This is a genomic window from Pseudomonas sp. KH_046_1, assembly GCF_057839025.1.
The window spans coordinates 4,884,301-4,909,600 of record NZ_CM174481.1; the positions used below are offsets into that span (position 1 = coordinate 4,884,301).

Below are 25,300 nucleotides of genomic sequence, written 5' to 3' on the forward strand. Positions count from 1 at the left end.
TGGCAGAAAGCCTTTATACAGTTCAATATTTGTCACAGAATTGACGCCAAGGATCTGGCTTGTTTGAGGCATGATGCGCGCCTATCAATTCAGGTTGAACATTTGGTCAGAGCGCTTGTCCTACCAGACATCCTGCGGCCAATCCCGAAAACCGCTCCCCTGAACTAACCGGTTAAATATATGCGCCCATTGAAACAGGCAATTTATTCCAGCCGTACGGCTGACAAGTTCGTCGTACGTCTGCCAGACGGAATGCGTGAACGCATTGCCGAGGTGGCTCGCAATCATCATCGCAGCATGAACTCCGAAATTATTGCGCGCCTTGAGCAGAGTCTTATTCAGGAAGGCGCACTGGGCGAAGAGTTGAGCATGCGCCTGGACAGCCCGGAGCTTTCCTTGCACGAAAGGGAGTTGCTGCAGCGCTTCCGCCAGCTCTCCCATCGTCAGCAGAACGCCCTGGTTTCGCTGATCGCCCATGACGCTGAAATGGCCGCCGACGCGTCCTGATTCAGCCAGAAAGCCCAAGCCAGCCTGATCGCTGGCTTTTTTTGCCTGAAATCCGGGCACAAAAAAACCCGCCTGACGGCGGGTTTTAGTGAAACGGACTTCAGAGCAGGAAGATTGTCGCAAGCCCGAGGAAGATGAAAAAGCCGCCGCTGTCGGTCATGGCCGTGATCATCACACTGGCCCCCATTGCCGGGTCGCGCCCCATCTTCGCCAGGGTCATCGGGATCAAAACCCCCATCAATGCCGCCAGCAACAGGTTGAGCGTCATCGCGGCGGTCATCACCACGCCCAATGACCAACTGCCATAGAGCAGGTAGGCAACCACACCGATCACCCCGCCCCAGATCACGCCGTTGATCAGCGCTACCGCCAATTCCTTGCGCATCAGGCGCGAGGTATTGCCGGTGCTCACCTGGTCCAGCGCCATGGCCCGAACAATCATGGTGATGGTCTGGTTACCCGAGTTACCGCCGATCCCCGCCACGATCGGCATCAACGCCGCAAGCGCCACGAGCTTCTCGATCGAACCTTCAAACAAACCGATGACCCGAGAAGCCACGAACGCGGTAATCAGGTTGATCGCCAGCCAGGCCCAACGGTTACGCAGGGATTTCCAGACCGACGCAAAAATGTCTTCTTCTTCACGCAGACCCGCCATGTTGAGAACTTCGCTTTCGCTCTCTTCACGGATCAGGTCGACCATTTCATCGATGGTCAGACGGCCGATCAGCTTGCCGTTCTTGTCGACCACAGGCGCGGAGATCAAGTCGTAACGTTCGAACGCCTGAGCCGCATCGTAGGCGTCTTCGTCCGGGTGGAAACTCACCGGATCGCTGGCCATCACCTCGGAAACCTGTTTGTCCGGATCGTTGACCAGCAAACGCTTGATCGGCAACACGCCCTTGAGGACGCCGTCGTAATCGACCACGAACAGTTTGTCGGTGTGGCCCGGCAACTCCTTGAGACGACGCAGATAACGCAAGACCACTTCAAGGCTGACATCCTCGCGGATGGTCACCATCTCGAAGTCCATCAGTGCACCGACCTGCTCCTCGTCGTAGGACAGTGCCGAACGCACGCGCTCGCGTTGTTGCTGGTCGAGGGTCTCCATGAGCTCATGGACGACGTCTCGCGGCAGCTCGGAGGCCAGGTCAGCGAGTTCGTCGGCATCCATGTCCTTGGCGGCTGCCAGGAGCTCGTGATCGTCCATGTCGGCGATCAGCGATTCACGGACCGAATCGGATACTTCAAGAAGGATGTCGCCGTCGCGATCAGCCTTGACCAGTTGCCAGAGCGTCAGACGATCGTCCAGCGGCAAGGCTTCAAGGATGTAGGCGACGTCGGCGGAGTGCAGGTCATCGAGTTTGCGTTGCAACTCGACGAGGTTCTGCCGGTGAACCAGGTTCTCGACCCGGTCATGATGCGGGCCTTCCTGGCGGTGAGTCAGGTCTTCTACAACTCGCTGACGCTGCAGCAACTCAACCACCTGAGCCAGGCGATCCTGCAAGCTTTCCTGCGTTTTCTTTACTTCGATTTCAGACATAGGCGAACTCCACTCCCAGCAGCGGGGCACGCCGGAAGGATCAATCAGTCAATTCATGATTGGTGAAACGGGGTACTGAGTAACTACTGGGTAAGTCCATGGAGGTATTCCACAAGCCCCGGCGGGGCTGACGGGCGCAATGATACACCGCCTGACGGTTTTAAACGTTAAAAAATCTCGGCTGAAACAAGCGCTTGCACAACAAACCTGAGCGTCGTCCTGATCCATGAAAGTGCGACGACGTATTCTGAAAAGAAAACACACCCCCTTCGAAAATTGTAGCCACTACCCTTGAAAAGGAACGTCACGGAGGACGCCTGATGCCATCAGTTGCACAATTCTTTTTACTGCTCGGCCTGCTCAGCCCCCTACCCTTGGCACTCGCCACCACCGTTCAGCGCTGCGAGGCGGCCAATGGGCGCATTACTTTCACCACACTGAGTTGTGCCGCGGGAGAGAGTGTTTCACTTCAGGACGTCCGTGCCTTTACACCCGGCAGCACGATGGCGCTTATGCCGCCAGCCGAACCCCGTGAAACATCAGGAATGAAAATCCAAAGAAAAGAGCCGACCGTGGTCGGTCAGGCGCAGGACAAGTGTGGAAACCTGATCAGTGCCAGGCAGCGCCGGGAGGCGATCATCAATCAGCGAGTGGTCGCCGGCATGAGCCAGCAAGACGTCGAAAGCGCGCTCGGCAAGCCGGACAAGATCAGTATTCGCAATTCAGCTACGAGCTATCGTTACGACACCCTGCGAGGTCGCAGTGCACAGGTGGAGTTCGACGAGAGGGGATGCACGAAGGGAAAAGCCAAATCCCGGACGGCAAAAAGCCCGCATTAGATGCGGGCTTTCTGTTGTATGGTGCACTCGACAGGATTCGAACCTGTGACCGCTCGGTTCGTAGCCGAGTACTCTATCCAGCTGAGCTACGAGTGCATTTTGTGTTTTTAGACCAGACCACAACTGGCTGAAGCCAAGTTACTTGCATTACTGCAACTAACTCTTAAATGGTGCACTCGACAGGATTCGAACCTGTGACCGCTCGGTTCGTAGCCGAGTACTCTATCCAGCTGAGCTACGAGTGCATTTGTTGCCGCGCATTATAGGCCGTCTAATCTCTATGTCAAGCACTTTTTCTAGTAATTTCAACAACTTACCGAAGAAGCCAGATTACAACGTACTACGCAAATAATGGCGGAGAACGGGGGATTCGAACCCCCGACACCCTTTTGAGGTGTACTCCCTTAGCAGGGGAGCGCCTTCGGCCACTCGGCCAGCTCTCCGCAACACGGGGCGTATATTAACCAGCTTCTTCCCCGTTTGCAAACATAAAAAACGATAAAAATTAATGGCTTGGTTCTTCGTCCTTCTCTTTCTTGATACGCAGGTAAATTTCTTCCCGGTGAACAGCTACCTCTTTGGGGGCATTAACACCGATGCGCACTTGATTTCCTTTGACGCCGAGCACGGTCACGGTGATTTCGCCATCACCGATAATCAGGCTTTCTGCGCACCGACGAGTCAGAATCAGCATACCTTTCTCCTCACGCATTACATTTCAGGGACAACAGTCTGCAAAAAAAAGGCACTCGACCCACAACCGGAGCGGTCGCAGCCCTACATGCCTGAGTATTGACTAGCGTGAGCAAAAGAACAGCCTCGGGGGTCACGCCATACAAAAAAACAAAAGGCGCGGTCAGACCGCGCCTTTTGGCAAACGCATCACTCGCCCTGGCGGGCCGGTGCGTCCAGTTCGAAAGCCGTGTGCAGAGCGCGCACAGCCAGTTCCAGGTACTTCTCTTCGATCACTACGGAGACTTTGATTTCCGACGTCGAGATCATCTGGATGTTGATGCTTTCCTTGGCCAGGGATTCGAACATGCGGCTGGCCACGCCTGCGTGAGAACGCATGCCAACGCCCACGATCGACACCTTGGCGATCTTGGTGTCGCCCACGACTTCACGGGCACCCAGCTCGCCAGCGGTCTTTTCCAGCACGGCTTGCGCCGCCTGGTAGTCGTTGCGGTGCACGGTGAAGGTGAAGTCGGTGGTGTTATCGTGCGCGACGTTCTGCACGATCATGTCGACTTCGATGTTCGCGGCACTGATCGGGCCGAGAATCTTGAAGGCAACGCCCGGGATGTCTGGCACGCCACGGATGGTCAGCTTGGCTTCATCGCGGTTGAAAGCGATACCGGAAATGATCGGCTGTTCCATGGTTTCCTCTTCATCAATAGTAATGAGGGTGCCCGGACCCTCCTTGAAGCTGTGCAGTACGCGCAGCGGAACGTTGTACTTGCCGGCGAACTCGACCGCGCGGATCTGCAACACCTTGGAACCGAGGCTGGCCATTTCCAGCATCTCTTCGAAGGTAATCTTGTCCAGGCGCTGAGCCACGGACACCACACGCGGGTCGGTGGTGTAGACACCGTCGACGTCGGTGTAGATCTGGCATTCGTCAGCCTTCAGGGCTGCCGCCAAGGCCACGCCGGTGGTGTCGGAACCGCCACGACCGAGGGTGGTGATGTTGCCGTGCTCGTCGACGCCCTGGAAACCGGCGACGACCACCACACGACCTGCCTTGAGGTCACCGCGAATCTTCTGGTCATCAATCTGCAAGATACGCGCTTTATTGTGCGCGCTATCCGTCAGGATCCGCACCTGGTTGCCGGTGTACGACACCGCCGGCACGCCACGCTTGATCAGCGCCATGGCCAACAGGGCAATCGTCACCTGCTCACCGGTGGAGACGATCACGTCCAGCTCGCGCGGAACCGGTTGGCCGTCGCCACTGATTTGCTTGGCCAGATCGATCAGACGGTTGGTTTCGCCGCTCATTGCAGACAGCACAACCACCAGGTCATCGCCGGCATCGCGGAATTTCTTAACCTTGTCGGCGACCTGCTCGATTCTCTCGACAGTGCCGACCGAGGTGCCTCCAAATTTCTGTACGATCAAAGCCATTTCAAAGCCGCCTCTGCCCATGAAGGGCGCCCAAATAATCACTCAAACAGCGTTGCGGCCCACCACTAGACTGCGGGCCGCAAGTACTGCCTTATAGACCCTGCTCTACAAACGGAACGGTCAGGGCCAGTGCCGCATCCAGTGCGCCAGCGTCAGTACCGCCGCCTTGCGCCATGTCTGGACGACCACCACCCTTCCCGCCCACTGCCGCAGCGGCTTGCTTCATCAAATCACCGGCTTTGAGTTGGCCAGTCAGGTCTTTGGTTACGCCTGCAACCAGAACGACCTTTTCCTCATGGACACTGCCGAGCAGGATCACTGCGCGGCCGAGTTTGTTTTTCAGTTGATCGACCAGCGCCAGCAGCGCCTTGCCATCCTGACCGTCCAGACGCACGGCCAGCACTTTCACGTCCTTGACGTCCAGCGCCTGGGCCGACAGATCGTCGCCCGCGGCACTGGCAGCCTTGGCTTGCAACTGCTCGAGTTGCTTCTCCAGCAGACGGTTGCGCTCCAGCACAGCCGACAGCTTGTCGATCAGGTTGTCGCGGCTGCCCTTGACCAGGCTGGCCGCTTCCTTGAGTTGTTCTTCCGCCGCGTTCAAGTAGGCCAGCGCTTGCGCACCGGTGACGGCTTCGATACGACGCACACCCGATGCCACACCGCCTTCGCTGATGATTTTCAGCAGGCCGATGTCGCCGGTACGGTTGGCATGGATACCGCCGCACAGCTCGACGGAGAAATCGCCCATGCTCAGCACGCGCACGTTGTCGCCGTATTTTTCGCCGAACAGCGCCATGGCGCCTTTCTGCTTGGCGGTTTCGATATCGGTTTCTTCGGTTTCAACTTCGGAGTTCTTGCGAATCTCGGCGTTGACGATGTCTTCCAGCGCTTTCAGCTGTTCAGGCTTGATGGCTTCGAAGTGGCTGAAGTCGAAGCGCAGGCGCTGACTGTCGACCAACGAGCCTTTCTGCTGAACGTGATCGCCCAGCACCTGGCGCAATGCTGCGTGCAGCAAGTGAGTCGCGGAGTGGTTCAACGACGTGGCGTGACGCACCTCGGCATCAACGTGGGTCTCGACCGGCGTACCGACGATCAGGCTACCCGAATCCAGGATACCGTGGTGCAGGAATGCACCGCCGGTCTTGGTGGTGTCACGCACGTCGAAACGCGCGCTGCCCGCCTGCAAGTAACCGCAATCACCGACCTGGCCACCGGACTCGGCGTAGAACGGCGTCTTGTCGAGAACGATCACGCCCTCATCGCCTTCGCTCAATACGTCGACTGACTGGCCATCTTTATACAGCGCAACGATTTTGGCGGAACCGCTGTGAGCGATGTAACCGGTGAACTCGGTGGCCACGTCAACCTTGACCAGGCTGTTGTAGTCCATGCCGAAGGAGCTGGCGGAACGGGCACGAACGCGCTGGGCCTCCATTTCACGCTCGAAACCTTCTTCGTCGATGGTCAGGCTGCGCTCGCGAGCGATGTCGCCGGTCAGGTCCATCGGGAAGCCATAGGTGTCGTAGAGTTTGAACACCACGTCGCCCGGCACCACGTCGCCCTTGAGTTCAGCCAGATCCTGCTCGAGGATTTTCAGGCCTTGCTCCAGGGTCTTGGCGAATTGCTCTTCTTCGGCCTTCAACACGCGCTCGATGTGCGCCTGCTGGGATTTCAGCTCCGGGAACGCCTCGCCCATCTCGGCAACCAGGGCCGCGACGATCTGGTAGAAGAAGCTGCCCTTGGCACCCAGCTTGTTACCGTGACGGCAGGCGCGACGGATGATCCGGCGCAGCACGTAGCCGCGGCCTTCGTTGGACGGCAGCACGCCGTCGGCGATCAGGAAGCCGCAGGAACGGATGTGGTCAGCCACGACTTTCAGCGAAGCCTGGGCGTCGTTGGTGCAGCCGATGGCCTTGGCCGAAGCGCTCAGCAGGCTCTGGAACAGGTCGACTTCATAGTTCGAGTGAACGTGCTGCAGCACGGCACTGATCCGCTCCAGGCCCATGCCGGTATCGACCGACGGCGCTGGCAGCGGGTGCAACACGCCATCGGCGGTGCGGTTGAACTGCATGAACACGTTGTTCCAGATTTCGATGTAACGGTCGCCGTCTTCTTCCGGCGAGCCCGGTGGGCCACCCCAGATGTCGGCGCCGTGATCGTAGAAAATCTCGGTGCAAGGACCGCACGGGCCGGTATCGCCCATGGTCCAGAAGTTGTCAGAGGCGTACGGCGCGCCCTTGTTGTCGCCGATGCGCACCATGCGCTCGGCCGGAACCCCGATTTCCTTGGTCCAGATGTCGTACGCCTCGTCATCGCTGGCGTAGACGGTGACCCAGAGCTTTTCCTTGGGCAGGTTCAGCCACTTGTCGGACGTCAGGAAGTTCCAGGCATAGGTGATGGCGTCACGCTTGAAGTAGTCGCCGAAGCTGAAGTTACCCAGCATTTCGAAGAAGGTGTGGTGACGAGCGGTATAACCGACGTTTTCCAGGTCGTTGTGCTTGCCGCCGGCGCGCACGCATTTCTGGCTGCTGACGGCGCGGGTGTACGCGCGCTTTTCCTGGCCCAGGAAGCAGTCCTTGAACTGGTTCATCCCCGCGTTAGTGAACAGCAGGGTTGGGTCGTTGCCCGGAATCAAAGAGCTGGAGGCTACACGGGTGTGGCCTTGCTCTTCGAAGAAGCGAAGGAAGGCTTCACGGATTTCTGCGCTTTTCATTAGGTTCTTCCACGGAGGCTGCGGCCAAAGGCCTGTTCGAAACGTCAACAGACGAAGCGACGGCAAAGGGCCGCATTATATCGGCCCTGCGCGCGGGGTACAGCGTGTTTATACGATAGAAACGCTCAATTGGAGCGCTAACGCTATCACTTGCGCGAAAAGCCGACGAATGTCGCGACGACTTGCTCGATTTGCGCACGGCTGACGTCCATGTGCGTGACCATGCGCAGACGCGCGGCTGCACTGAGCTTGATCCCGCGCTCGGCGGCAAAGGCCTTGATGGCCTCGGCCTGGTTGCCCATCTGCACGTAAACCATGTTGGTCTGCACCGGCTCGACCTCGAAGCCTGCCGCACGCAGGCCTTCGGCCAGGTATTGCGCGTTGGCGTGGTCGTCGGCCAGGCGCTCTACGTTGTGATCGAGCGCATACAGGCCTGCCGCCGCCAGAATCCCGGCCTGACGCATGCCGCCACCGACCATCTTGCGCAGGCGCCTTGCCTTGCCGATCAGTTCGACCGAGCCGCACAGCACCGAACCGACCGGTGCGCCCAGGCCTTTGGACAGGCACACCGAGACGGAATCGAAATGTTGGGTGATTTCCCGGGCATCGACACCCAGCTTCACTGCCGCGTTGTAGAGGCGTGCGCCGTCCAGGTGCAGTTGCAAGCCATGCTCGCGGGTAAAGTTGCGCGCCCGCGCCAGGTACTCCAACGGCAGGACTTTGCCTTGCATGGTGTTTTCCAGCGCCAGCAAGCGCGTGCGGGCGAAATGGAAGTCGTCCGGCTTGATCGCGGCGGCAACCTGCGCCAGGTCCAGCGAACCATCGGCCTGCACCTCCAGCGGTTGCGGCTGGATCGAGCCAAGCACCGCCGCGCCACCCCCTTCGTACTTATAAGTGTGGGCCTGCTGGCCGACGATGTACTCGTCACCGCGCTCGCAATGGGCCATCAACCCCAGCAGGTTGCTCATGGTGCCGGTCGGTACGAACAGTGCCGCGGCAAAACCCAGGCGCCTGGCCAGTTCGGCTTCCAGGTGATTGACCGTCGGATCTTCGCCATACACGTCATCGCCGGTGGCGGCCTTGGTCATTGCGTCGAGCATGCCGGCGCAAGGTTGGGTGACGGTGTCGCTGCGAAGATCGATAACACTCATGAATCTGGCCTCGGTAAGCAGGGGAAATCCCTTTCAGGAAAGAATTACTGCGGGCATGGCGACGATTAATCAACCCTTGCGTAGGAAAAGGCCGATTAAACCAACGGAAAAGTCGATGACAATCATCCAAAAGGGGTCATGCGCATACCGCAAATATGTGATAAAAACGCTGCGCCGCCAAACATTTGGGCGGCAAAAACGTTCTCAGGGCGGGGTGCAACTCCCCACCGGCGGTAATTGCGCGCAATGCGCATAGCCCGCGAGCGCTTGGTGACAGCACGGCTTCGGCGGTGCCTGGCAGCAAGGTCAGCAGACCCGGTGTGATTCCGGGGCCGACGGTCATAGTCCGGATGAAGAGAGAACGGGATTGACAACAAAGGGCCGTCCGCCGGCATTCGTGCAAGCGTGCGCACCCTCAGATCCCCTTCGATTCATAACGCCCTGTTTTTCACACAAACAGGAGTCAGAACATGCAACCCACCGCAATCGACAGCAAAAGCAAACACCATCACGGCGAGCGCGTTGCGTTCATCCAGGCCTGCTGGCACAAAGATATTGTCGACCAGAGCCGCAAAGGCTTCGTCGCCGAAATGATCGCCCAGGGTTATCAGGAGTCCGACATCGACTTCTTCGAAGTCGGCGGTGCCTTTGAAATGCCCCTGCACGCCAAGTTGCTGGCCAAGACCGGTCGTTATTCCGGCATCGTCGCGGCAGCCCTGGTGGTGGACGGCGGCATCTACCGTCACGAGTTCGTCGCCCAGTCGGTGGTCAGCGGCCTGATGCAGGTGCAACTGGAAACCGAAGTGCCGGTGTTCTCGGTGTCCCTGACCCCGCACCACTTCCATGCCGGTGAAGAGCACCAGAAGTTCTTCTTCGAGCATTTCCTGCATAAAGGCCAGGAAGCGGCGAAGACTTGTGCGGATACGCTGATGAAGATCCGCTCGCTGCGTCGCAGTGAGCCGCGTGCGGTAGCCGTGTAATCACCGAACTCGTGATTTGGGTGAAATCTTTGGTTTCACCCAAATCAACTGTGGGAGCGAGCTTGCTCGCGATGGCGGTGTTTCAGTCAACAAATTCATCGACTGAAAGTCCGCTATCGCGAGCAAGCTCGCTCCCACAGGGTTTTCCCACAAGGGTTTTGTGTTGGATTTAAGCCAGGTTTTCGTCGGTGGTCGGCACGACCAGGATGCCGGCACGCAAACCGTTCTTCACCTTGGGGTTCGGGAAGATGATCCGGGCGCCCTCCTCCTCGATGATCCAGCGGGTGTTGGCGATGTCTTCTGCCAGCAGGTAACCCACTTCCAGCTCCGAAAAGTTCTCGATGTCCGCCGGCAGGTTCAGGCGGAAGCTGTCGCTGTGCTTGATGATTTCCCGCGCCACGCTGTACAGCTGCAAACCGTCCAGAGCCTCTTCAGTCAGCTCCGGCTCGGTGCCCTCGATGATTTGCTTGAGACGCTTCTCCAGCAGCGAGACATTGACCCCGTCGTTCTGACCGAACGGCCGTGCCTTGCCCAACTCCAGAGTGAAGGCCTCGGCCCCCAGTTTGTCGTAGGTGTATGCGCTGAACACGATGGAAGGTTTGTTCTGCAACAACACCGCTTCCATGCCGGCAGCACGCAGACGCGCCAGTTCCTGACGCGAATGCTGGCGGTCTTCTTTCCACGGATACAGGGCGAACTGCTCGATTTTCGAGCCACGAATCGCCGTGTGCAGGTCGTAATGCAGGCGCTGACGGTCCGGGAGGCTGAAGAAACTCGCTGCCAAACGCTCCAATTCACAGGCGCGCAGGGCTTCGCAACCGCTGCTTTGTTCGTGACGGCCATTGAACAGCCGATTGACGTCCTGCTCGACAAAACGCTCGCCTTTGCGAATCGCTTCCGGGTTACCGAACAGAAACAGAATACGTGCGCGCGGCTTCAAGTCGCCGCGGGCAATGTCGTGCAACAGGCGATCGAGCAACTCGATCGGCGCTGTTTCGTTGCCATGGATCCCCGCCGACAGCAGCAGGTCCAGGCCATTGTCACGCGCTTCAGGTGGCCGGACTTCCAGCGCACCTTCGCTCAACCAGCGCATGCGCACGCCTTCGACAGTCAGTTGAGTCTTCTCCGCCGGTTCGCGGCCGGCGAGGGTCAGTTCAAGCAGTTTGCCGAGGGCGAGCATAGAGCGGTTTCCTTAGTGGTCGTGATTGCAATCCGGGCCGTGAACGTGATCCTCGTCGTCGCCGAGTTCAGCCGGTTCCATCTCCAGCTGCAGACTTACCAGATTAGTCGCCAATGGGCGCAACAGCAGGTTTGCGTATTCGGCGTCGCCTTCTTCGACGTCCACGCCGATCAGCAACTGGCCACGGCCGTCCTGCTGGATCCACAGCTCTTTGCCTTGCCACAGGACCGCGACGCGGGTGCAGGAGGTCTCCAGTTGCGTGCCGTCGGTGTCTTCAAGGATCAGCTGCAGGGTATCGCTCATGTGTTTACGCTCTCGTTTGAGTTGAAGCAGCGCGCTGCCGTAGAAGGCGGCGCGCCGTCGATCAATTGATCTGGAATGGATAAACCGCGCCCAGTTTAAGGATTTGCGTCAGTTCATCCAGTGCCGTCCGGCACTCAAGCAGCAATTGCGGGTCCGCCAGATCGTTTTCGGTCATGCGGTCGCGGTAGTGCTTCTCGACCCATTCGGTCAGTGTGCCGTACAACGGTGCCGTCATGATAACCCCTGGGTTGACGGCCGCCAGTTCGGTTTCGTTGAGTGCGACGCGCAACCGCAGGCAAGCCGGGCCACCACCGTTCTGCATGCTTTGCTTGAGATCGAAGACTTTCACTTCACGGATCAGGCCGCCGGAGCTGGTCAAACCCTGCAAGTATTGCCAGACACGCTCGTTGCCACGGCATTCTTCCGGCACGATCAACAGCATGGAGCCGTCAGGACGCGACAGCAGCTGGCTATTGAACAGGTAGGAACGAACGGCGTCTTCCACGCTTACTGCGGAACGCGGTACGCAGACTGACTGAAATTTCCCACCGACTTTGGCGAGTTTGCTCTGCAATTCAGCGAGCATCTTCTCGGTCTCGAGGAACGCGTCCTCGTGATAGAACAGCACTTCACCATTACCCACGGCGATCACGTCGTTATGGAACACGCCCTGGTCGATCACCGACGGGTTCTGCTGGGCGTAGACCACGCCGTCATCGCTCAAGCCATGCAAACGGGCAACGGCCTGGGACGCTTCGAGGGTCTGGCGCGCCGGGTACTTCTGCGGTGCCGGGTAGCGGGTGTCGAACGCGCTGCGACCGAACACGAAGAACTCGACACCGGCTCCGCCGTATTCACGGCAGAAACGCGTGTGGTTGGCCGCGCCTTCGTCACCGAACTGCGCCACGGCCGGCAAGGCAGCGTGGTGGGCGAAGTGTTTCTGGTCAGCGAACATCGCCCCCAGCACGCGGCTGGTGGTCGGGTGTTCGATGCTGCGGTGGTATTTGCAGTTGAGGTTGGCGGCGGTGAAATGCACGCGGCCATCGGCCGTGTCGGCGCTCGGGCTGACGGTAGCGGCGTTGGCCACCCACATGCTCGAGGCCGAGCAACTGGCCACCAGCAGCGGCATCGCTTCTTTGGCAGCGCGCTCGATCACTTCAGCGTCGGTGCCGCCAAAGCCCAGGCGACGCAGTGCGGCCACATCCGGGCGCTCTTGCGGTGCCAGTACGCCTTGCTGGAAACCCATCTCCATCAGCGCTTTCATCTTTGCCAGGCCTTGCAGCGCCGCTTCCTTGGGGTTGGAAGACTGCTGGCTGTTGCTCTGGGACGCGACGTTGCCGTAGGACAGGCCGCCGTAGTTATGGGTCGGCCCCACTAGACCGTCAAAATTGACTTCATAGGATTTCATCAGCGAGGCTCCACGAGAATCTGTTGTTATAGGCTTCAGTAACTAACTGTTCAGTGCGACCGAGTCGCGGCCTTCGCGGGCAAGCCCGCTCCCACAGGTTCAGCAGTGTTCACAAATTTTGTGTTCGACGCAGTCCTTGTGGGAGCGGGCTTGCCCGCGAATGGGCGTTACGCCATCTTCACGCCAGGCGTCAGGGTGGCAGGCATCACCAGGCTCGGCGTTTCCAGCGAGGCCACCGGGTACGCGCAGTAATCCGCCGCGTAGTAGGCGCTGGCGCGGTGGTTGCCCGAGGCGCCGACGCCGCCGAATGGCGCGCTGCTTGCGGCACCGGTCAGTTGCTTGTTCCAGTTGACGATACCGGCACGGCTTTCCAGCCAGAATTGCTGATAACGCGCTTCGGAGTCCGACAGCAGGCCGGCGGCCAGACCGTAGGCGGTGTCGTTGGCTTCAGCGATCGCCGCTGCAAAATCAGCGTAGCGGATCACTTGCAGCAACGGGCCGAACAGTTCTTCGTCAGGACGATCGGCGACGGCGGACACGTCCAGGATGCCCGGGGTCAGCAAGGCCGATTGAGCCTGAGGCTGAGTCATTTCCAGCAGCGCCACGGCGCCGTTGGCCAGCAGATGTTCTTGCGCATCCATCAACGCTTTCGCAGCGCCGAGGGAAACCACCGAGCCCATGAATGGCGCCGGTTGCTGATCGAAAGCACCGACCTCAATGGTCGAGCTGACCGCTACCAGGCGCGCCAGCAACGTGTCACCCCAGGCGCCTTGCGGCACCAGCAAGCGACGGGCACAGGTGCAACGCTGGCCGGCGGAAATGAACGCCGACTGAATGATCGTGTAAACCGCGGCATCGAGGTCGGCGACCTGATCGACCACCAGCGGGTTGTTACCGCCCATCTCCAGCGCGAGGATCTTGTCCGGACGACCGGCGAATTGCTGGTGCAGGTGATTGCCGGTACGGCTGGAACCGGTGAAGAACAGCCCGTCGATGCCCGGGTTCGCCGCCAGGGCGATGCCGGTTTCGCGAGCGCCTTGCAGCAGGTTCAATACGCCGGCCGGCAGGCCAGCCTCGATCCAGCACTTGACCGTCAACTCGGCGACTTTCGGTGTCAGTTCGCTTGGCTTGAACAGTACGCTGTTACCAGCCAGCAGTGCCGGCACGATGTGGCCGTTCGGCAGGTGACCCGGGAAGTTGTAGGGACCAAACACCGCGACTACACCGTGGGGTTTGTGGCGCAGTACGGCGGTGGCGTCGCCCAGCGGGCCGCTCTTCTCGCCGGTACGTTCGCGGTAGCTCTGCACCGAGATGGCAATCTTGTTGACCATGCTGGTGACTTCGGTCGCCGCTTCCCACAGGGGTTTGCCGGTTTCTTCGCCGATGGTACGGGCCAGTTCGTCAGCGTGATTCTTCAGCGAGGCGGCAAAGGCTTCCAGCACCGAGATACGCTCTTCCAGGGTACGCCGCGCCCAGCCCGGGAACGCCTGACGCGCAGCTTGCACGGCCGACTCGACCTGAGCGGCGGTGGCACCGGCACCGGACCACAGCACTTGCTGGGTCACCGGGTTCAGCGACTCGAAGACTTCGCCCCCACCTGCCAGCCATTCACCTGCGATGTAAAGCGACTTCATTATTTCGACTCCCGAGCTGCGGACAACGCCACGGCGCGTACTTGATCGCCCGCGTTGAGTTGAAGACGTTTGGCGGTCTGCGGATCGACCACCAGGGTGCCGGCGGCCAGACGTGCCGGCGCAGCAGTGATCCGGCAGTCCTCGCGCTTGCGGTTGTGAATGATGAATGGCGTGGCATCGTCACCCGGTGTGCCGACGGCCAGCACCAGCGCCTGGCTGTCGCGCACGGCGCGGATCTTGCCGGTTTCGCACTCGATCGCAGGACCCGCGTCGAAAATGTCGACGTAGCCCTGGTAGCTGAAACCTTCGCTCTTGAGCATGGCCAGCGCCGGCTCGGTGTCCGGGTGAACCTGACCGATGACGTTGCGCGCATCCGGCGACAGGAAGCAGGTGTACAGCGGGAATTTTGGCATCAGTTCGGCGATGAACGCCTTGTTGCCCACGCCGGTCAGGTAATCCGCCTGGCTGAATTCCATCTTGAAGAAGTGCCGGCCCAGGCTTTCCCAGAACGGCGAGCGCCCGGCCTCGTCGGAAACACCGCGCATTTCGGCAATGATCTTGTTGCCGAACAGTTGCGGGAATTCGGCGATGAACAGCATCCGCGCCTTGGACAGCATGCGGCCGTTGAGGCCGGTACGGTAATCGGCGTGCAGGAACAGCGAGCACAGCTCGGAGTTGCCGGTCAGGTCGTTGGCCAGGAACAGCGTCGGGATTTCGCGATAGATGTTCAGCTCTTGCGAAGCGCTGACCGTCAGACCGACCCGGAAGTTGTACCAGGGCTCACGCAGGCCGACGGCGCCGGCAATGGCGGAAATACCCACCACGCGACCGTCGTCATCTTCGAGCACGAACAGGTAGTCCGCATCGCCCCGCCCGGCTTCGCCGCGAAAGGTCTTCTCGGCCCAGCCGACCCGATGGGCCAGCCGCTCTTCGTTGGCCGGCAAGGTGGTCAGGCCGGTGCCGGTGCTGCGGGCCAGGTCGATCAGAGCGGGTAAATCGCTGCTGCGTACGGGACGAACGATCATGCTATCTCCTCAAACGGGCCGCTTGCGCCACCCGTGAAACTTCGCTGCTTTCTAGGCATCAATTGCGACGTTAAACCGCCACCAGGCGCACGCTGGCACCCTCGCCGACGCCCAGGGCTTCGGCCGCTTCCAGGTCCAGGGTCACGGGTTTGCCTGGCGCGTAATCGAGCTCAAGCATCACTGCGCGGTAGTCCTGCAACTGGGCATTGGCCACCAGATACTGGCGACCGACGCCTTTGACCGGCTCGCCGATCTTCACCGGCACCACACGGCTCTGGGCGATCGAACGGATCCCCGAGACACGGGCATGCAGGGTCGGGCCACCATCGAAAATGTCGATGTAGTGATCGGTCTCGAAGCCTTCGCGCATCAGGATGTCGAAGGTGATCTGCGCCCGCGGGTGTACCTGGCCCATGGCTTCTTGCGCGGAGTCCGGCAGCAATGGCACGTAGATCGGGTAATGCGGCATCAGTTCGGCGAGGAACGTACGGCTTTTCAGCCCGCACAGACGTTCGGCTTCGGCGTAGTTGAGGTCGAAGAAGTTGCGACCGATGGCATCCCAGAATGGCGAGTCGCCGTTTTCATCGCTGTAACCAACGATCTCGGTCACTACGGAATCGGCAAAACGCTCCGGATGGCTGGCCACGAACAGCAAACGGCCACGGGAGTTGAGCTCCGACCACGGCGATCCCACCAGCTCGCGCTGCACATAGAAGCTGGTCAGCAAGCTGTTGCCGGTCAGGTCATGGCACTGCGAGAGCACGTGGATCTTGTTGTGAATCTTCAACTCGCGGGAAGCGTGCACGAAGGTTTCGTTGCGGAAGCTGTAGAACGGCTCGGAGTAACCGGCCGATGCCACGATGGCCGAGCAACCGACCAGCTTGCCGGTAGCGGAGTCTTCGAGGACGAAGAAATAGCTTTCCTCACCGTTGAAACTCACTTCGGCGGCGAACGAGGCTTCGCTTGCCGCGATCTTGTCGCTCAGGCGCTCAACGTCATCCGGCAAGGAAGTGACACCAATCGGACTGTCCGCAGCCAGACGCTGTACCTCGCCCAGATCAGCCATTTGCGCGGGGCGCATCACCAGCATGGTGTCACTCCTTTCTCTTAAAAATTCACAGAAAAAACGCCGGACACTGTGGGAGCGAGCCTGCTCGCGAAAGCGGTGTATCAGTCAGCAGAGATGTTGACTGACACGCCCTCTTCGCGAGCAGGCTCGCTCCCACAATGGAACAAGCCCGGCATCAAAATTGGGTTCGACGCCTGAAACTCAGGCGTCGAAGGGTCTATCAGGCTTGCGTCAGTTTTGCTGCGGCACGTTCGAAGCGGTCCAGACCGGCATCGATATCGGCGTCTTCCACCACCAGGCTCGGGGCGAAACGCACCACGTCCGGGCCGGCTTGCAGGACCATCAGGCCTTCTTGCTCAGCGGCGTTGAAGATGTCCTTGGCCTTGCCTTTCCAGGCATCGCTCAAGACGCAACCGATCAACAGGCCCATGCCACGAACCTTGGTGAACAGGCCGTACTTTTCGCCGATCTGCTCAAGGCGGGCCTTGAACTTGTCGTGCTTGGCGTTGACGCCGGCCAGCACCTCAGGGGTGTTGATCACGTCGATCACGGCTTCCGCGACAGCGCACGCCAGCGGGTTGCCGCCGTAAGTGGTGCCGTGGGTGCCGACAACCAGGTGCTTGGCCAGGTCTTCGGTGGTCAGCATGGCTGCGATCGGGAAACCACCGCCCAGGCTCTTGGCGCTGGTCAGGATGTCCGGGATCACGCCGTAATGCTGGTAGGCGAACAGATGGCCGGTACGGCCCATGCCGGTTTGCACTTCGTCGAAAATCAGCAGCGCGTTGTGCGCAGTGCAGAGCTCGCGGGCACCTTGCAGGTATTCCAGTTCAGCCGGGATCACACCGCTTTCGCCCTGGATCGGCTCCAGCACCACGGCGCAAGTCTTGTCGGAAATGGCGGCTTTCAGCGCGGCCAGATCGTTGTACGGCACGTGGGAGATGCCGGTGATTTTCGGGCCGAAACCGTCGGAGTACTTCGACTGGCCACCGACGTTCACGGTGAACAGGGTACGGCCGTGGAAGCTGTTGAGCGCGGCGATGATCTCGTACTTCTCGCTACCGAAACGGTCGAAACCGACACGACGGGCCAGCTTGAAGGCGGCCTCGTTGGCTTCGGCGCCGGAGTTGCAGAAGAAGGCGCGGTCGGCAAAGGTGGCGTCGACCAACTTGTGGGCCAGGCGCAGGGCCGGCTCATTGGTGAACACGTTGGACACGTGCCACAGCTTGTTCGCCTGCTCGGTCAAGGCACCGACCAGCGCCGGATGCGCGTGACCCAATACGTTGACGGCAATCCCGCCGGCGAAGTCGATCAGCTCGCGACCGGACTGGTCCCAAACGCGGGAACCGGCGCCACGCACAGGAATGAATGCGGCAGGCGCATAGTTGGGAACCATTACCTGATCGAAATCGGCGCGTTGTACCGCAGCGTGCTCAACGGACATCGGAGTCTCCTGAAGAGAAAACACTCGCCTGAAACTGGCGAGCTTGGTGAGGATTGTAAGGACAGTTTTCAGCCCGGCCTTGCCGCCAAGCGACAACTTCTTATAGCGCAAACCCCGGATTTTCCCGGGTTTACGGCAATGCGACATATAGGGTCGCAAAGGCGCAGTTTAACTGGCGGCGGGCGTTTGCGGCAGGCTTGCTGCGTTGTAACGCTTGCCAATGGTCCGAGTGCGGTAAATATGTACCGCACAGCGTCCAGCTTCGCGGGTTTTCCTAGTGGCCTTTCAAAGCCAACGGCCACTGACCCGATGATTACCGAATCTACTACCACTATTGCCTCCGACGCTTTCAGGCCGGACGCTCATTTCCAGCATCTGCAGAATGTCATCCCCTCCTGGCTCCGTCAGGCGGCGCCGCACAGACGTGGGGCGCTGCGCAACATCACCCCCGCCCTGCCCGCCGGGCTAAGGGCCTCGTCGAAACATCACCACACCGAACTCGCCCGGTTGATCGCCCGACAGGTCTCCAGCCAGAACCAGGTCGACAAGGCGCTGGCCAACCTGCAGAACCCCGCGGACTTCGCCGAACCGTTGCTCATGGCCGAACTCAAGCGCCGCTTCGGTCTGGATTTGAATGTGCGCGAAACGTTTTTGCGCCTCTACCTACCTGATCACCTGCCGTGGTTACGGCTGAAGTCAGGCGCTGCGCGCACCTGGACGGTATCGCTGCTGGACGCTGCGCTGCACAATTTCGAAAGTGCCGAGACCCGCTTCGATGCCTTCGAGCCTGCCTCGACGTACATCACCGCGCCGTCTTCCAACGGGCAATTCCTGACCTTGCCGCTGATCCTGGAAAAAATGCCTGTCACGGTATTTACCGGCATGTGCCGGGAGCTGGACATTGGCCAGCGCTATAAAACCTATCTGGAAGACAATCTGGGCATCAGCAACCCGGTGGCTGCGGCGCTCCTGCAACCGAAAATCCGCGACAGCCAGAAAACCGCACTCACCGCTGCCTTGCACCTGGCGCAGATGCAAAAACTCCTGGGCAGCGACACCCACAGCCTGATTCTCGGCCTGCTCGACAACCTGCCGCATCTGCGCCTGCACAAGCAGCCATGGCGCTGTCATGACCTGACGTTCCTCAACGCGAGCCTCACCGGCATCCTGCTGTTTGCCCCGGACCTGGAGCGCGCCCGGGAAGTGGTTCGCGTGGTGGCTTATATACCGGGCGACCCCGAACAGCCGATCAAGGAATACCCCTCGTCCGCAGCCTTCGCCGAGGAACTGGGCCAGCGCCTTCGCGACCCCGCCTATCAACAGTTTTTCAGCCGCTTCATTAACCATGAGGATCGCGGTCACTTTTTCGCACAGCTGAACCAGCTGCTTGCCCCGATCACCTGGCAACCGGTCCAGCCAGGCGATTCTCGTCCGACCTGGCGGGAACAGCCCAACCCGCGCGCAGATCTGAAGATCGTAGCAACGCCTGTCACAGCAGAACTGTGGACTCACCTCTACCAGAGCAAGCTCAACAAGATCCTCAACGATGCGCGGGTGATCGCGGTGTCCACTGCAACGGTCGACCAGAAAGCCCGTTGGGCACTGTGGGATTCCTTCACGGAAATTGCCTCGACACTGCTGAACATCGCCGCTTTCGTGGCACTGCCATTCGTGCCGTTTCTCGGCGAACTGATGCTGGGCTACATGGCCTACCAGTTGCTCGACGAAACCTTCGAAAGCGTGGTCGACTGGGCCGAAGGGCAGAGTCGCGAGGCCTTCGGGCACCTGATGGGTGTAGTGGAGTCCGTGGTGCAACTGGGAACCTTTGCCGCAGGTGGTGCGATCGCCGCCGGCGAATTTCGCTCGGTATTGCCTCGGGAGATCGTTGAATTCATCGACCGCTTCAATACGGTAAAACGGCCTGACGGCGACACCCGCTACTGGCAGCCCGACCTGACCGCCTATGAACACCCTGCGGTATTACCCAAGGATGCAAAACCGGATGAGCTTGGGCTGCACCCGCATCAGGGCAAAAACCTGCTGCGCCTGGAAAACAGGCACTACGCCGTGAGCAAGGACCCGCTAACCGGCGAGTACCGCATCGACCACCCCTCCCGCCCTGACGCCTACAAACCACAACTGCGACACAACGGCAGCGGTGCCTGGCAAACCGAACTCGACCAGCCGTTGAGCTGGGACCAGGCCACCGTATTGCACCGTGTCGGTCCGGACATGCAGCGGTTTCCAGCCAGCACCCGCGAGCGCATCCTCGACATCAGCGGCAGCCACGAAGATGTCCTGCGCAAGATGCACGTGAATGCCGGGCAGGTGCCACCGCTATTGGCCGACACACTCAAACGCTTCAGGATCGATCAGGACATACAAACCTTTATCGATCAGATTGGCAGTGACCAGCCGGAACACTTTCTCAAGGCTGACCCGGTGACACAGCTGGAACTGCTCAATGAAAACGGCTATTGGCCAGCAGACCAAGGCCTGCGACTGATCGACAAAAATGCGCAAACCCTTTGGCAAAGCCCGGCGCCCGATGTACCCGTGGTGCAAATCGATGCCGCCCGCCTCACCGACGGCGACCTGCTGAAAACCTTTCTCCTGAACCTGTCGGACAGCGAAGCCAGAACGCTGATGGGTGAAGAATTCGGCCACCCCTCCCCGGGCCTGGAAAACCGGACGCAGCGGTTGCGCCAGATACTCTCGCGACTTGCCGAACAGAAACGGCAAAGCCTGTTCGACCAGCGTTATCGCAGACTCGAACGTGACGCTCGCGCAGCCGTACAAGTGGTCATGGATGCCGAGCCCGGACTGCCACGCAGCGTTGCACAAGCGATTGTGGACACAGCAAACGACCTGGAACTGCAGCAGCTAAAAAACGCAATCATTGCCCCTCGCCTGGCCGAGCTGAGCCGAGAGGCCGGATTGCAAGTGCGCGTGACACGCGCCTACGAGGGGCTTGATTTGCCATCGACCGAGAACAACCTCGACACCGACCGGCTGGCCTTGCACACCCTGGAAAAACTGCCGGGCTGGACGGCAGAGCTACGGCTGGAAATCCGCCAGTATGCCCATGAGGGCCTCCTGATCGACAGCCTTGGAAGTGTCGACGCACCTATCCGCAAAGTGCTGGTACTCAAAGAAGAAGGCTCGTATCAGGCGTTCGATCATGACGGCGAAGAACTCAGCGGCATGGGTTCGCTTTACACCTGCCTGCTACAGGCCATGCCGGACAGTGAACGCACCGCCTTGAATCTAAATATCGGTGAAGGTGAACGGCTCAAGCAGTTGATTCGCCAACACGCCTTGAACCGTGATGCATTGCGCGCGCTGCTGATTCAACACCCCAACCCCAAACCCACCTACGACCCAAAGGTGATGCGCTTGCTCGGTGGCAGTGACGGGTATCGTCGAATCCCAGGCAACACACCCACCTTGCAAACCCGGGCGCAGACTCTGTTTCCCCATCTATCCGCCGAAGAACTCGACGCCTTCGTCGAACGCTTGCAGCAACACCCCAACGGGCCGCGGGCAGAGCTGAGTCGGCTCATGGCTCAACACGCGCAACTGCTGGAGACGCTGTCGTCCTGGCGCAATGAAATTCCGCTGTTCATTCCAGACACGCAAATCGGGATCACGCCCGAGCAGTTCGCTGCGCAACAGCAGGTTCGCCGTCAATTCACTATCGATCTGGCCGACTGTTGGCGACAGCAATGGACCGTTCCCGATACCGCCCTTGAAACGACCAACTTCAATTTCTTCCAACCCATCATCGGCCAATTGCCGACCCTGAGCACCGACTTCAGCGGCGTCACAATGCTGACCCTGGAAGGCAGTAGTGCCACGCGAGGCGTGCATGAGTTTCTGCGCAGTTTTACAGGTTTACGCATCCTGAAACTGCGCGACTTCAACCTTGGCCGCTTGCCGGACACCGTTTCCTCACTGCAACTCGAAGAACTCGTTCTGAGCAATTGCGCGATTACCCTCAGCCCCGAAAGCCAGCTCGAACTCTCAGGCCTGCATCGGTTGACCACTCTGGACTTGTTCAACAACCCCTTGGGCCTGACACCCGATGTCGGCAGCATGCCCTATTTGAATTACATCGATTTATCGCAGACAGGCATCACTGAACTTCCGCGCGACTTGTTGACTCGTCCGCGCCTGCGCACCGCCCTGCTCAATGACAACCAGATCAAGGAAGTACCCGGCACCCTGCTCACATTGCAGCGCAGCACCCAGGAAGGTTTTGACCTGGGCAACAATCCACTTTCAAGCGCAACCCGTGAACGTCTCAAACAGTACTTCCAGCAGACCCACCAGGACTTCGGTATCTTTGCCGAAGAAGCAGATATCCACCGTGTGCAAGCGCTGTACCCCATGATGGACCAGGAGGACGCCAGCAAATTCGTGTTCCTGTTACCCGGCACATTGGACGAGGGACGAATCGCATTGACCCGCCTGGAAGCCGAACTCACCACCCTTGAAAACGACCTGTCGGCCTGGACCGGCAATATTCCGGCCGTCCACCCTCACAGCAATCAACCGTTCACTGCCCAGCAACTGCTGATCGAACATTCGACGCGGGACGCATTCAGAGAGTCCGTATTGCGCTGCTGGCGCCGGGAAACCGATCTGGATGATTTAAACGATTCGCAGCAAGCGATAATTTATGACCTGAGCCTGGACACGCGGATTATCGGTAACCTGCCGACACTGAGCGCAGATTTCAGCCATGTTTCTCTGGTTTACCTCAGTAGCGAGAGCGGCCTGACCACAGGTGTCACGAGGTTCCTGGAGTGCTTCCCCAAACTCCAGACCCTCGTCATCAACGACTTCAGGCTGGGCGACATCCCGGAGGCGATCTTCCGAATGAGCGATTTGAAGTCGCTCAATCTCCTCGACTGCCACATCACCCTGACCCCGCAGTCGGCCCTGAACCTGGCCGAGATGGCCCACCTGGAATTCATCGACTTGAGAAACAATCCGCTGGGGCTGGCTCCGGATATCAGCCAGATGACGGACCTGGCGACCCTGCAACTGGACAACTGCGGGCTCACCGAATTACCCGCTGGACTGTTGCAGCTCAAGAGCCTGGAAATCGTAGACCTGAGCGGCAACGCGATCAGCCAGATACCCGCCGACCTCCTCGAACTGCCGCTGGAGGTCGCCGAAAGCATCAGCTTGCGGGGTAATCCGTTCTCTGAAGAAAGCCTGCAAATCCTGCTCGAGTATTTCAGGCTGACCGGTGTCGACTTCGGGGTTCAGGAAGTGATCGAACGGGCAGAATTGGAGCTGTCGACTTCCGAGGCGTCCGAACCGGAAGATTGATCGGGATCAGGCGCGGATCAACCGCGCTCCGGCGGCACCGATGACAATTCGAACGGACTGCTGCTGCGCCGCTGGTTGCGATCTTCCCGCGGCGTGGCACCGAAGAAATTGCGATAGGCGCTGGAGAAATGCGGCCCCGAGGAGAAGCCACAGGACAGGCCGATCTGGATGATCGACTTGCTGGTTTGCATCAACATCTGCCGGGCCTTGTTCAAGCGCAGTTCCAGGTAGTACTGGCTCGGCACACGGTTGAGGTATTGCTTGAAGATGCGCTCCAGTTGCCGACGGGACACGCACACGTGCTGGGCGATTTCGTCGGTGGTCAGCGGCTCTTCGATGTTGGCTTCCATCAGCAAAACGGCTTGGGTGAGCTTCGGATGGCTGGAACCGAGGCGGTTCTGCAACGGAATGCGCTGGCGTTCGCCGCCCTCGCGGATGCGCTCGACCACCAGCTCTTCGGAGACCGCACCGGCCAGTTCCGCACCGTGATCACGGGCCAGCACCGCCAGCAACAAGTCGAGCACCGACATGCCGCCGCACGCGGTCAGGCGATCGCGATCCCAGTCGAACAGGTGGCTGGTGGCGATGACCTTCGGAAAGCGCTCGGCGAAATCGTCCTGCCAGCGCCAATGCACGGCCGCGCGATAACCGTCGAGCAAGCCCAGTTGTGCCAGCGGGTAAACCCCGGCCGACAGACCGCCGATCACGCAACCGGAACGCACCAGTTGCTTGAGCGCACTGCTGAGTGCCGGCGCCAGTGCGGTCGGTGGCTCGTCAGCGAGCAGGAACAGTTTCTGGAAGTTTTCGAGCTTGCCGGTCCACGCCTCACCCGGCAATTGCCAGGCGCTTTCGGCCGGCGGCTCGGCCTGCAGGAACGACAGCTCGTAAACCACGTCCGGATGCACACGCTGGGCAACACGCAAGGCCTCCTCAGCCAGCGCAAGCGTCAGTGCTTTAGTGCTGGGCCAAATCAGGAAACCAATTCGATGGGCAGTCATGGTGGGCAATCCGAAGCGGAGAACAGTGATGAAGGCATGGGCCAATGCTAGCCCGTAAATGAACGCAAATCTTAAAACCAGCAGAGATCGAATGTGGGAGCGAGCCTGCTCGCGAAAGCGGTAGATCAGTCGACATCTGTGTTGAATGTCACACCGCATTCGCGAGCAGGCTCGCTCCCACAGGGGATCGGGGCCGGCCTCTAAATCGCGAAGCATGCACTATCCCTGTGCACAACGGCAGTCCTGATTACTTCAAGCTGCCGGACAGGAATTGCTGCAAACGTTCGGATTGCGGGTTCACCAGCACTTCGCGCGGGTTGCCGCTTTCTTCGACTACACCTTTGTGCAGGAACACCAACTGGTTCGACACTTCACGGGCAAAGCCCATTTCGTGGGTCACCACGACCATGGTCCGGCCTTCCTGGGCCAGGGCCTGCATGACTTTCAACACGTCGCCAACCAGCTCCGGGTCGAGGGCCGAAGTCGGTTCGTCGAACAGCATCACCTCAGGTTCCATCGCCAGCGCACGGGCAATCGCCACGCGCTGCTGCTCGCCGCCGGACATGTGCCCAGGGTAAGCATCCTTGCGATGAGCCACGCCCACCTTGTTCAGGTAGTGCTCGGCCTTGTCGCGAGCCTCGGCCTTGGACATGCCCAGCACATGCACCGGCGCTTCCATGATGTTTTCCAGCGCGGTCATGTGCGACCACAGGTTGAAATGCTGGAACACCATCGACAGGCGCGAACGCATGCGTTGCAGCTGTTTCGGGTCGGCAGCCTTCAGCGCGCCGTCCTTGTTCGCCACCAGCTTCAACTCTTCGTTGTTGAGCAGGATCTTGCCCGCGTGCGGCTGCTCCAGCAGGTTGATGCAGCGCAGGAAAGTACTTTTGCCGGAGCCACTGGAACCGATGATGCTGATCACATCGCCGGCTGCCGCTTTCAGGGACACGCCCTTGAGCACTTCGTGACTGCCATAGCGTTTATGCAGGTCTTGGACTTCAAGTTTGTACATGCTGTCGGTTCTCACAAAAACAGTCAGTCAGTG

18 protein-coding genes, 3 tRNA genes and 1 riboswitch are annotated in these 25,300 nt (G+C 59.8%); of the genes, 4 read left to right on the plus strand and 17 right to left on the minus strand.

Going from position 1 to position 25,300, the window contains the following annotated elements; translation table 11 throughout:
- Positions 1-180 precede the first annotated feature (180 nt).
- On the plus strand, positions 181-507 hold the full coding sequence (locus tag AC3IT9_RS22360; RefSeq protein WP_003178899.1) for an Arc family DNA-binding protein: 327 nt from the start codon (positions 181-183) through the stop codon (positions 505-507).
- 100 nt (positions 508-607) lie between these two features.
- Here AC3IT9_RS22360 and mgtE read toward each other — a convergent pair whose 3' ends face one another.
- Positions 608-2,050 carry a magnesium transporter gene (gene mgtE / locus AC3IT9_RS22365; protein WP_110660499.1) on the minus strand — a complete coding sequence of 481 codons (1,443 nt, stop codon included), beginning with the start codon at positions 2,048-2,050 and terminating at the stop codon, positions 608-610.
- Positions 2,051-2,370: 320 nt separating this feature from the next.
- On the opposite strand from mgtE, the gene AC3IT9_RS22370 reads away from it, so the two are divergent.
- Complete coding sequence (locus tag AC3IT9_RS22370; protein ID WP_150726089.1) at positions 2,371-2,889, plus strand: cell envelope protein SmpA; 519 nt, start codon at positions 2,371-2,373, stop codon at positions 2,887-2,889.
- 19 nt (positions 2,890-2,908) lie between these two features.
- Here AC3IT9_RS22370 and AC3IT9_RS22375 read toward each other — a convergent pair.
- The 7 genes from AC3IT9_RS22375 to ltaE form a co-directional block, all read right to left on the minus strand.
- Positions 2,909-2,985 (minus strand) — tRNA-Arg (locus tag AC3IT9_RS22375).
- A gap of 72 nt (positions 2,986-3,057) precedes the next feature.
- Positions 3,058-3,134, minus strand: a tRNA-Arg gene (locus tag AC3IT9_RS22380).
- Positions 3,135-3,241: 107 nt separating this feature from the next.
- Positions 3,242-3,332, minus strand: a tRNA-Ser gene (locus AC3IT9_RS22385).
- Between the two features lie 62 nt (positions 3,333-3,394).
- Complete coding sequence (gene csrA, locus AC3IT9_RS22390) at positions 3,395-3,583, minus strand: carbon storage regulator CsrA (protein WP_002554426.1); 189 nt, start codon at positions 3,581-3,583, stop codon at positions 3,395-3,397.
- Positions 3,584-3,771: 188 nt separating this feature from the next.
- Complete coding sequence (locus AC3IT9_RS22395) at positions 3,772-5,013, minus strand: aspartate kinase (protein ID WP_007971040.1); 1,242 nt, start codon at positions 5,011-5,013, stop codon at positions 3,772-3,774.
- 91 nt (positions 5,014-5,104) lie between these two features.
- On the minus strand, positions 5,105-7,726 hold the full coding sequence (alaS, locus tag AC3IT9_RS22400) for an alanine--tRNA ligase (RefSeq protein WP_353741465.1): 2,622 nt from the start codon (positions 7,724-7,726) through the stop codon (positions 5,105-5,107).
- 146 nt (positions 7,727-7,872) lie between these two features.
- Positions 7,873-8,877, minus strand: coding sequence for a low-specificity L-threonine aldolase (gene ltaE / locus AC3IT9_RS22405; protein ID WP_489271052.1), 1,005 nt, complete (start codon positions 8,875-8,877; stop codon positions 7,873-7,875).
- Positions 8,878-9,073: 196 nt separating this feature from the next.
- Positions 9,074-9,244, plus strand: a riboswitch (FMN riboswitch).
- 103 nt (positions 9,245-9,347) lie between these two features.
- On the opposite strand from ltaE, the gene AC3IT9_RS22410 reads away from it, so the two are divergent.
- Positions 9,348-9,857, plus strand: coding sequence for a 6,7-dimethyl-8-ribityllumazine synthase (locus AC3IT9_RS22410; RefSeq protein ID WP_150756524.1), 510 nt, complete (start codon positions 9,348-9,350; stop codon positions 9,855-9,857).
- Between the two features lie 169 nt (positions 9,858-10,026).
- Here the strand turns inward: AC3IT9_RS22410 and astE are convergent, their stop codons facing one another.
- The 7 genes from astE to AC3IT9_RS22445 form a co-directional block, all read right to left on the minus strand.
- The gene (gene astE, locus AC3IT9_RS22415; RefSeq protein WP_150726085.1) at positions 10,027-11,037 is read right to left on the minus strand and encodes a succinylglutamate desuccinylase; all 1,011 of its coding nucleotides are present in this window, start codon (positions 11,035-11,037) and stop codon (positions 10,027-10,029) included.
- Positions 11,038-11,049: 12 nt separating this feature from the next.
- Positions 11,050-11,340, minus strand: a complete 291-nt coding sequence (locus tag AC3IT9_RS22420) for a hypothetical protein (RefSeq protein ID WP_046042326.1) — start codon at positions 11,338-11,340, stop codon at positions 11,050-11,052.
- A gap of 61 nt (positions 11,341-11,401) precedes the next feature.
- Entirely contained in the window at positions 11,402-12,748 is a 1,347-nt protein-coding gene (gene astB / locus AC3IT9_RS22425; RefSeq protein ID WP_353741466.1) for an N-succinylarginine dihydrolase, read from the minus strand.
- Positions 12,749-12,915: 167 nt separating this feature from the next.
- The gene (gene astD, locus AC3IT9_RS22430) at positions 12,916-14,385 is read right to left on the minus strand and encodes a succinylglutamate-semialdehyde dehydrogenase (protein ID WP_489273535.1); all 1,470 of its coding nucleotides are present in this window, start codon (positions 14,383-14,385) and stop codon (positions 12,916-12,918) included.
- Positions 14,382-15,407, minus strand: coding sequence for an arginine N-succinyltransferase (astA, locus tag AC3IT9_RS22435; protein WP_056724145.1), 1,026 nt, complete (start codon positions 15,405-15,407; stop codon positions 14,382-14,384). The genes astD and astA overlap by 4 nt, the downstream gene beginning before the upstream one ends.
- A 70-nt stretch (positions 15,408-15,477) precedes the next feature.
- Positions 15,478-16,497 (minus strand): arginine/ornithine succinyltransferase subunit alpha, encoded by a 1,020-nt coding sequence (aruF, locus tag AC3IT9_RS22440; protein WP_046042322.1) that lies wholly within the window; start codon positions 16,495-16,497, stop codon positions 15,478-15,480.
- Between the two features lie 199 nt (positions 16,498-16,696).
- Positions 16,697-17,917, minus strand: a complete 1,221-nt coding sequence (locus tag AC3IT9_RS22445; protein ID WP_150756321.1) for an aspartate aminotransferase family protein — start codon at positions 17,915-17,917, stop codon at positions 16,697-16,699.
- 309 nt (positions 17,918-18,226) lie between these two features.
- Between AC3IT9_RS22445 and AC3IT9_RS22450 the strand changes: the two genes are divergently transcribed.
- Positions 18,227-23,257: a dermonecrotic toxin domain-containing protein gene (locus AC3IT9_RS22450; protein WP_489271053.1), complete on the plus strand. Its 5,031-nt coding sequence runs from the start codon at positions 18,227-18,229 to the stop codon at positions 23,255-23,257.
- 17 nt (positions 23,258-23,274) lie between these two features.
- Here AC3IT9_RS22450 and argR read toward each other — a convergent pair whose 3' ends face one another.
- The gene (gene argR / locus AC3IT9_RS22455) at positions 23,275-24,255 is read right to left on the minus strand and encodes a transcriptional regulator ArgR (protein ID WP_046042318.1); all 981 of its coding nucleotides are present in this window, start codon (positions 24,253-24,255) and stop codon (positions 23,275-23,277) included.
- A gap of 247 nt (positions 24,256-24,502) precedes the next feature.
- The gene (locus AC3IT9_RS22460) at positions 24,503-25,267 is read right to left on the minus strand and encodes an ABC transporter ATP-binding protein (RefSeq protein WP_056724137.1); all 765 of its coding nucleotides are present in this window, start codon (positions 25,265-25,267) and stop codon (positions 24,503-24,505) included.
- Between the last annotated feature and the right edge of the window lie 33 nt (positions 25,268-25,300).

Excerpts from the sequence above, each read along its gene's own strand:
- AC3IT9_RS22360 (WP_003178899.1), top strand. The coding sequence starts at position 181 with ATGCGCCCATTGAAACAGGCAATTTATTCCAGCCGTACGGCTGACAAG.
- mgtE (WP_110660499.1), bottom strand. The coding sequence starts at position 2,050 with ATGTCTGAAATCGAAGTAAAGAAAACGCAGGAAAGCTTGCAGGATCGC.
- AC3IT9_RS22370 (WP_150726089.1), top strand. The coding sequence starts at position 2,371 with ATGCCATCAGTTGCACAATTCTTTTTACTGCTCGGCCTGCTCAGCCCC.
- csrA (WP_002554426.1), bottom strand. The coding sequence starts at position 3,583 with ATGCTGATTCTGACTCGTCGGTGCGCAGAAAGCCTGATTATCGGTGAT.
- AC3IT9_RS22395 (WP_007971040.1), bottom strand. The coding sequence starts at position 5,013 with ATGGCTTTGATCGTACAGAAATTTGGAGGCACCTCGGTCGGCACTGTC.
- alaS (WP_353741465.1), bottom strand. The coding sequence starts at position 7,726 with ATGAAAAGCGCAGAAATCCGTGAAGCCTTCCTTCGCTTCTTCGAAGAG.
- ltaE (WP_489271052.1), bottom strand. The coding sequence starts at position 8,877 with ATGAGTGTTATCGATCTTCGCAGCGACACCGTCACCCAACCTTGCGCC.
- AC3IT9_RS22410 (WP_150756524.1), top strand. The coding sequence starts at position 9,348 with ATGCAACCCACCGCAATCGACAGCAAAAGCAAACACCATCACGGCGAG.
- astE (WP_150726085.1), bottom strand. The coding sequence starts at position 11,037 with ATGCTCGCCCTCGGCAAACTGCTTGAACTGACCCTCGCCGGCCGCGAA.
- AC3IT9_RS22420 (WP_046042326.1), bottom strand. The coding sequence starts at position 11,340 with ATGAGCGATACCCTGCAGCTGATCCTTGAAGACACCGACGGCACGCAA.
- astB (WP_353741466.1), bottom strand. The coding sequence starts at position 12,748 with ATGAAATCCTATGAAGTCAATTTTGACGGTCTAGTGGGGCCGACCCAT.
- astA (WP_056724145.1), bottom strand. The coding sequence starts at position 15,407 with ATGATCGTTCGTCCCGTACGCAGCAGCGATTTACCCGCTCTGATCGAC.
- aruF (WP_046042322.1), bottom strand. The coding sequence starts at position 16,497 with ATGCTGGTGATGCGCCCCGCGCAAATGGCTGATCTGGGCGAGGTACAG.
- AC3IT9_RS22445 (WP_150756321.1), bottom strand. The coding sequence starts at position 17,917 with ATGTCCGTTGAGCACGCTGCGGTACAACGCGCCGATTTCGATCAGGTA.
- AC3IT9_RS22450 (WP_489271053.1), top strand. The coding sequence starts at position 18,227 with ATGATTACCGAATCTACTACCACTATTGCCTCCGACGCTTTCAGGCCG.
- argR (WP_046042318.1), bottom strand. The coding sequence starts at position 24,255 with ATGACTGCCCATCGAATTGGTTTCCTGATTTGGCCCAGCACTAAAGCA.
- AC3IT9_RS22460 (WP_056724137.1), bottom strand. The coding sequence starts at position 25,267 with ATGTACAAACTTGAAGTCCAAGACCTGCATAAACGCTATGGCAGTCAC.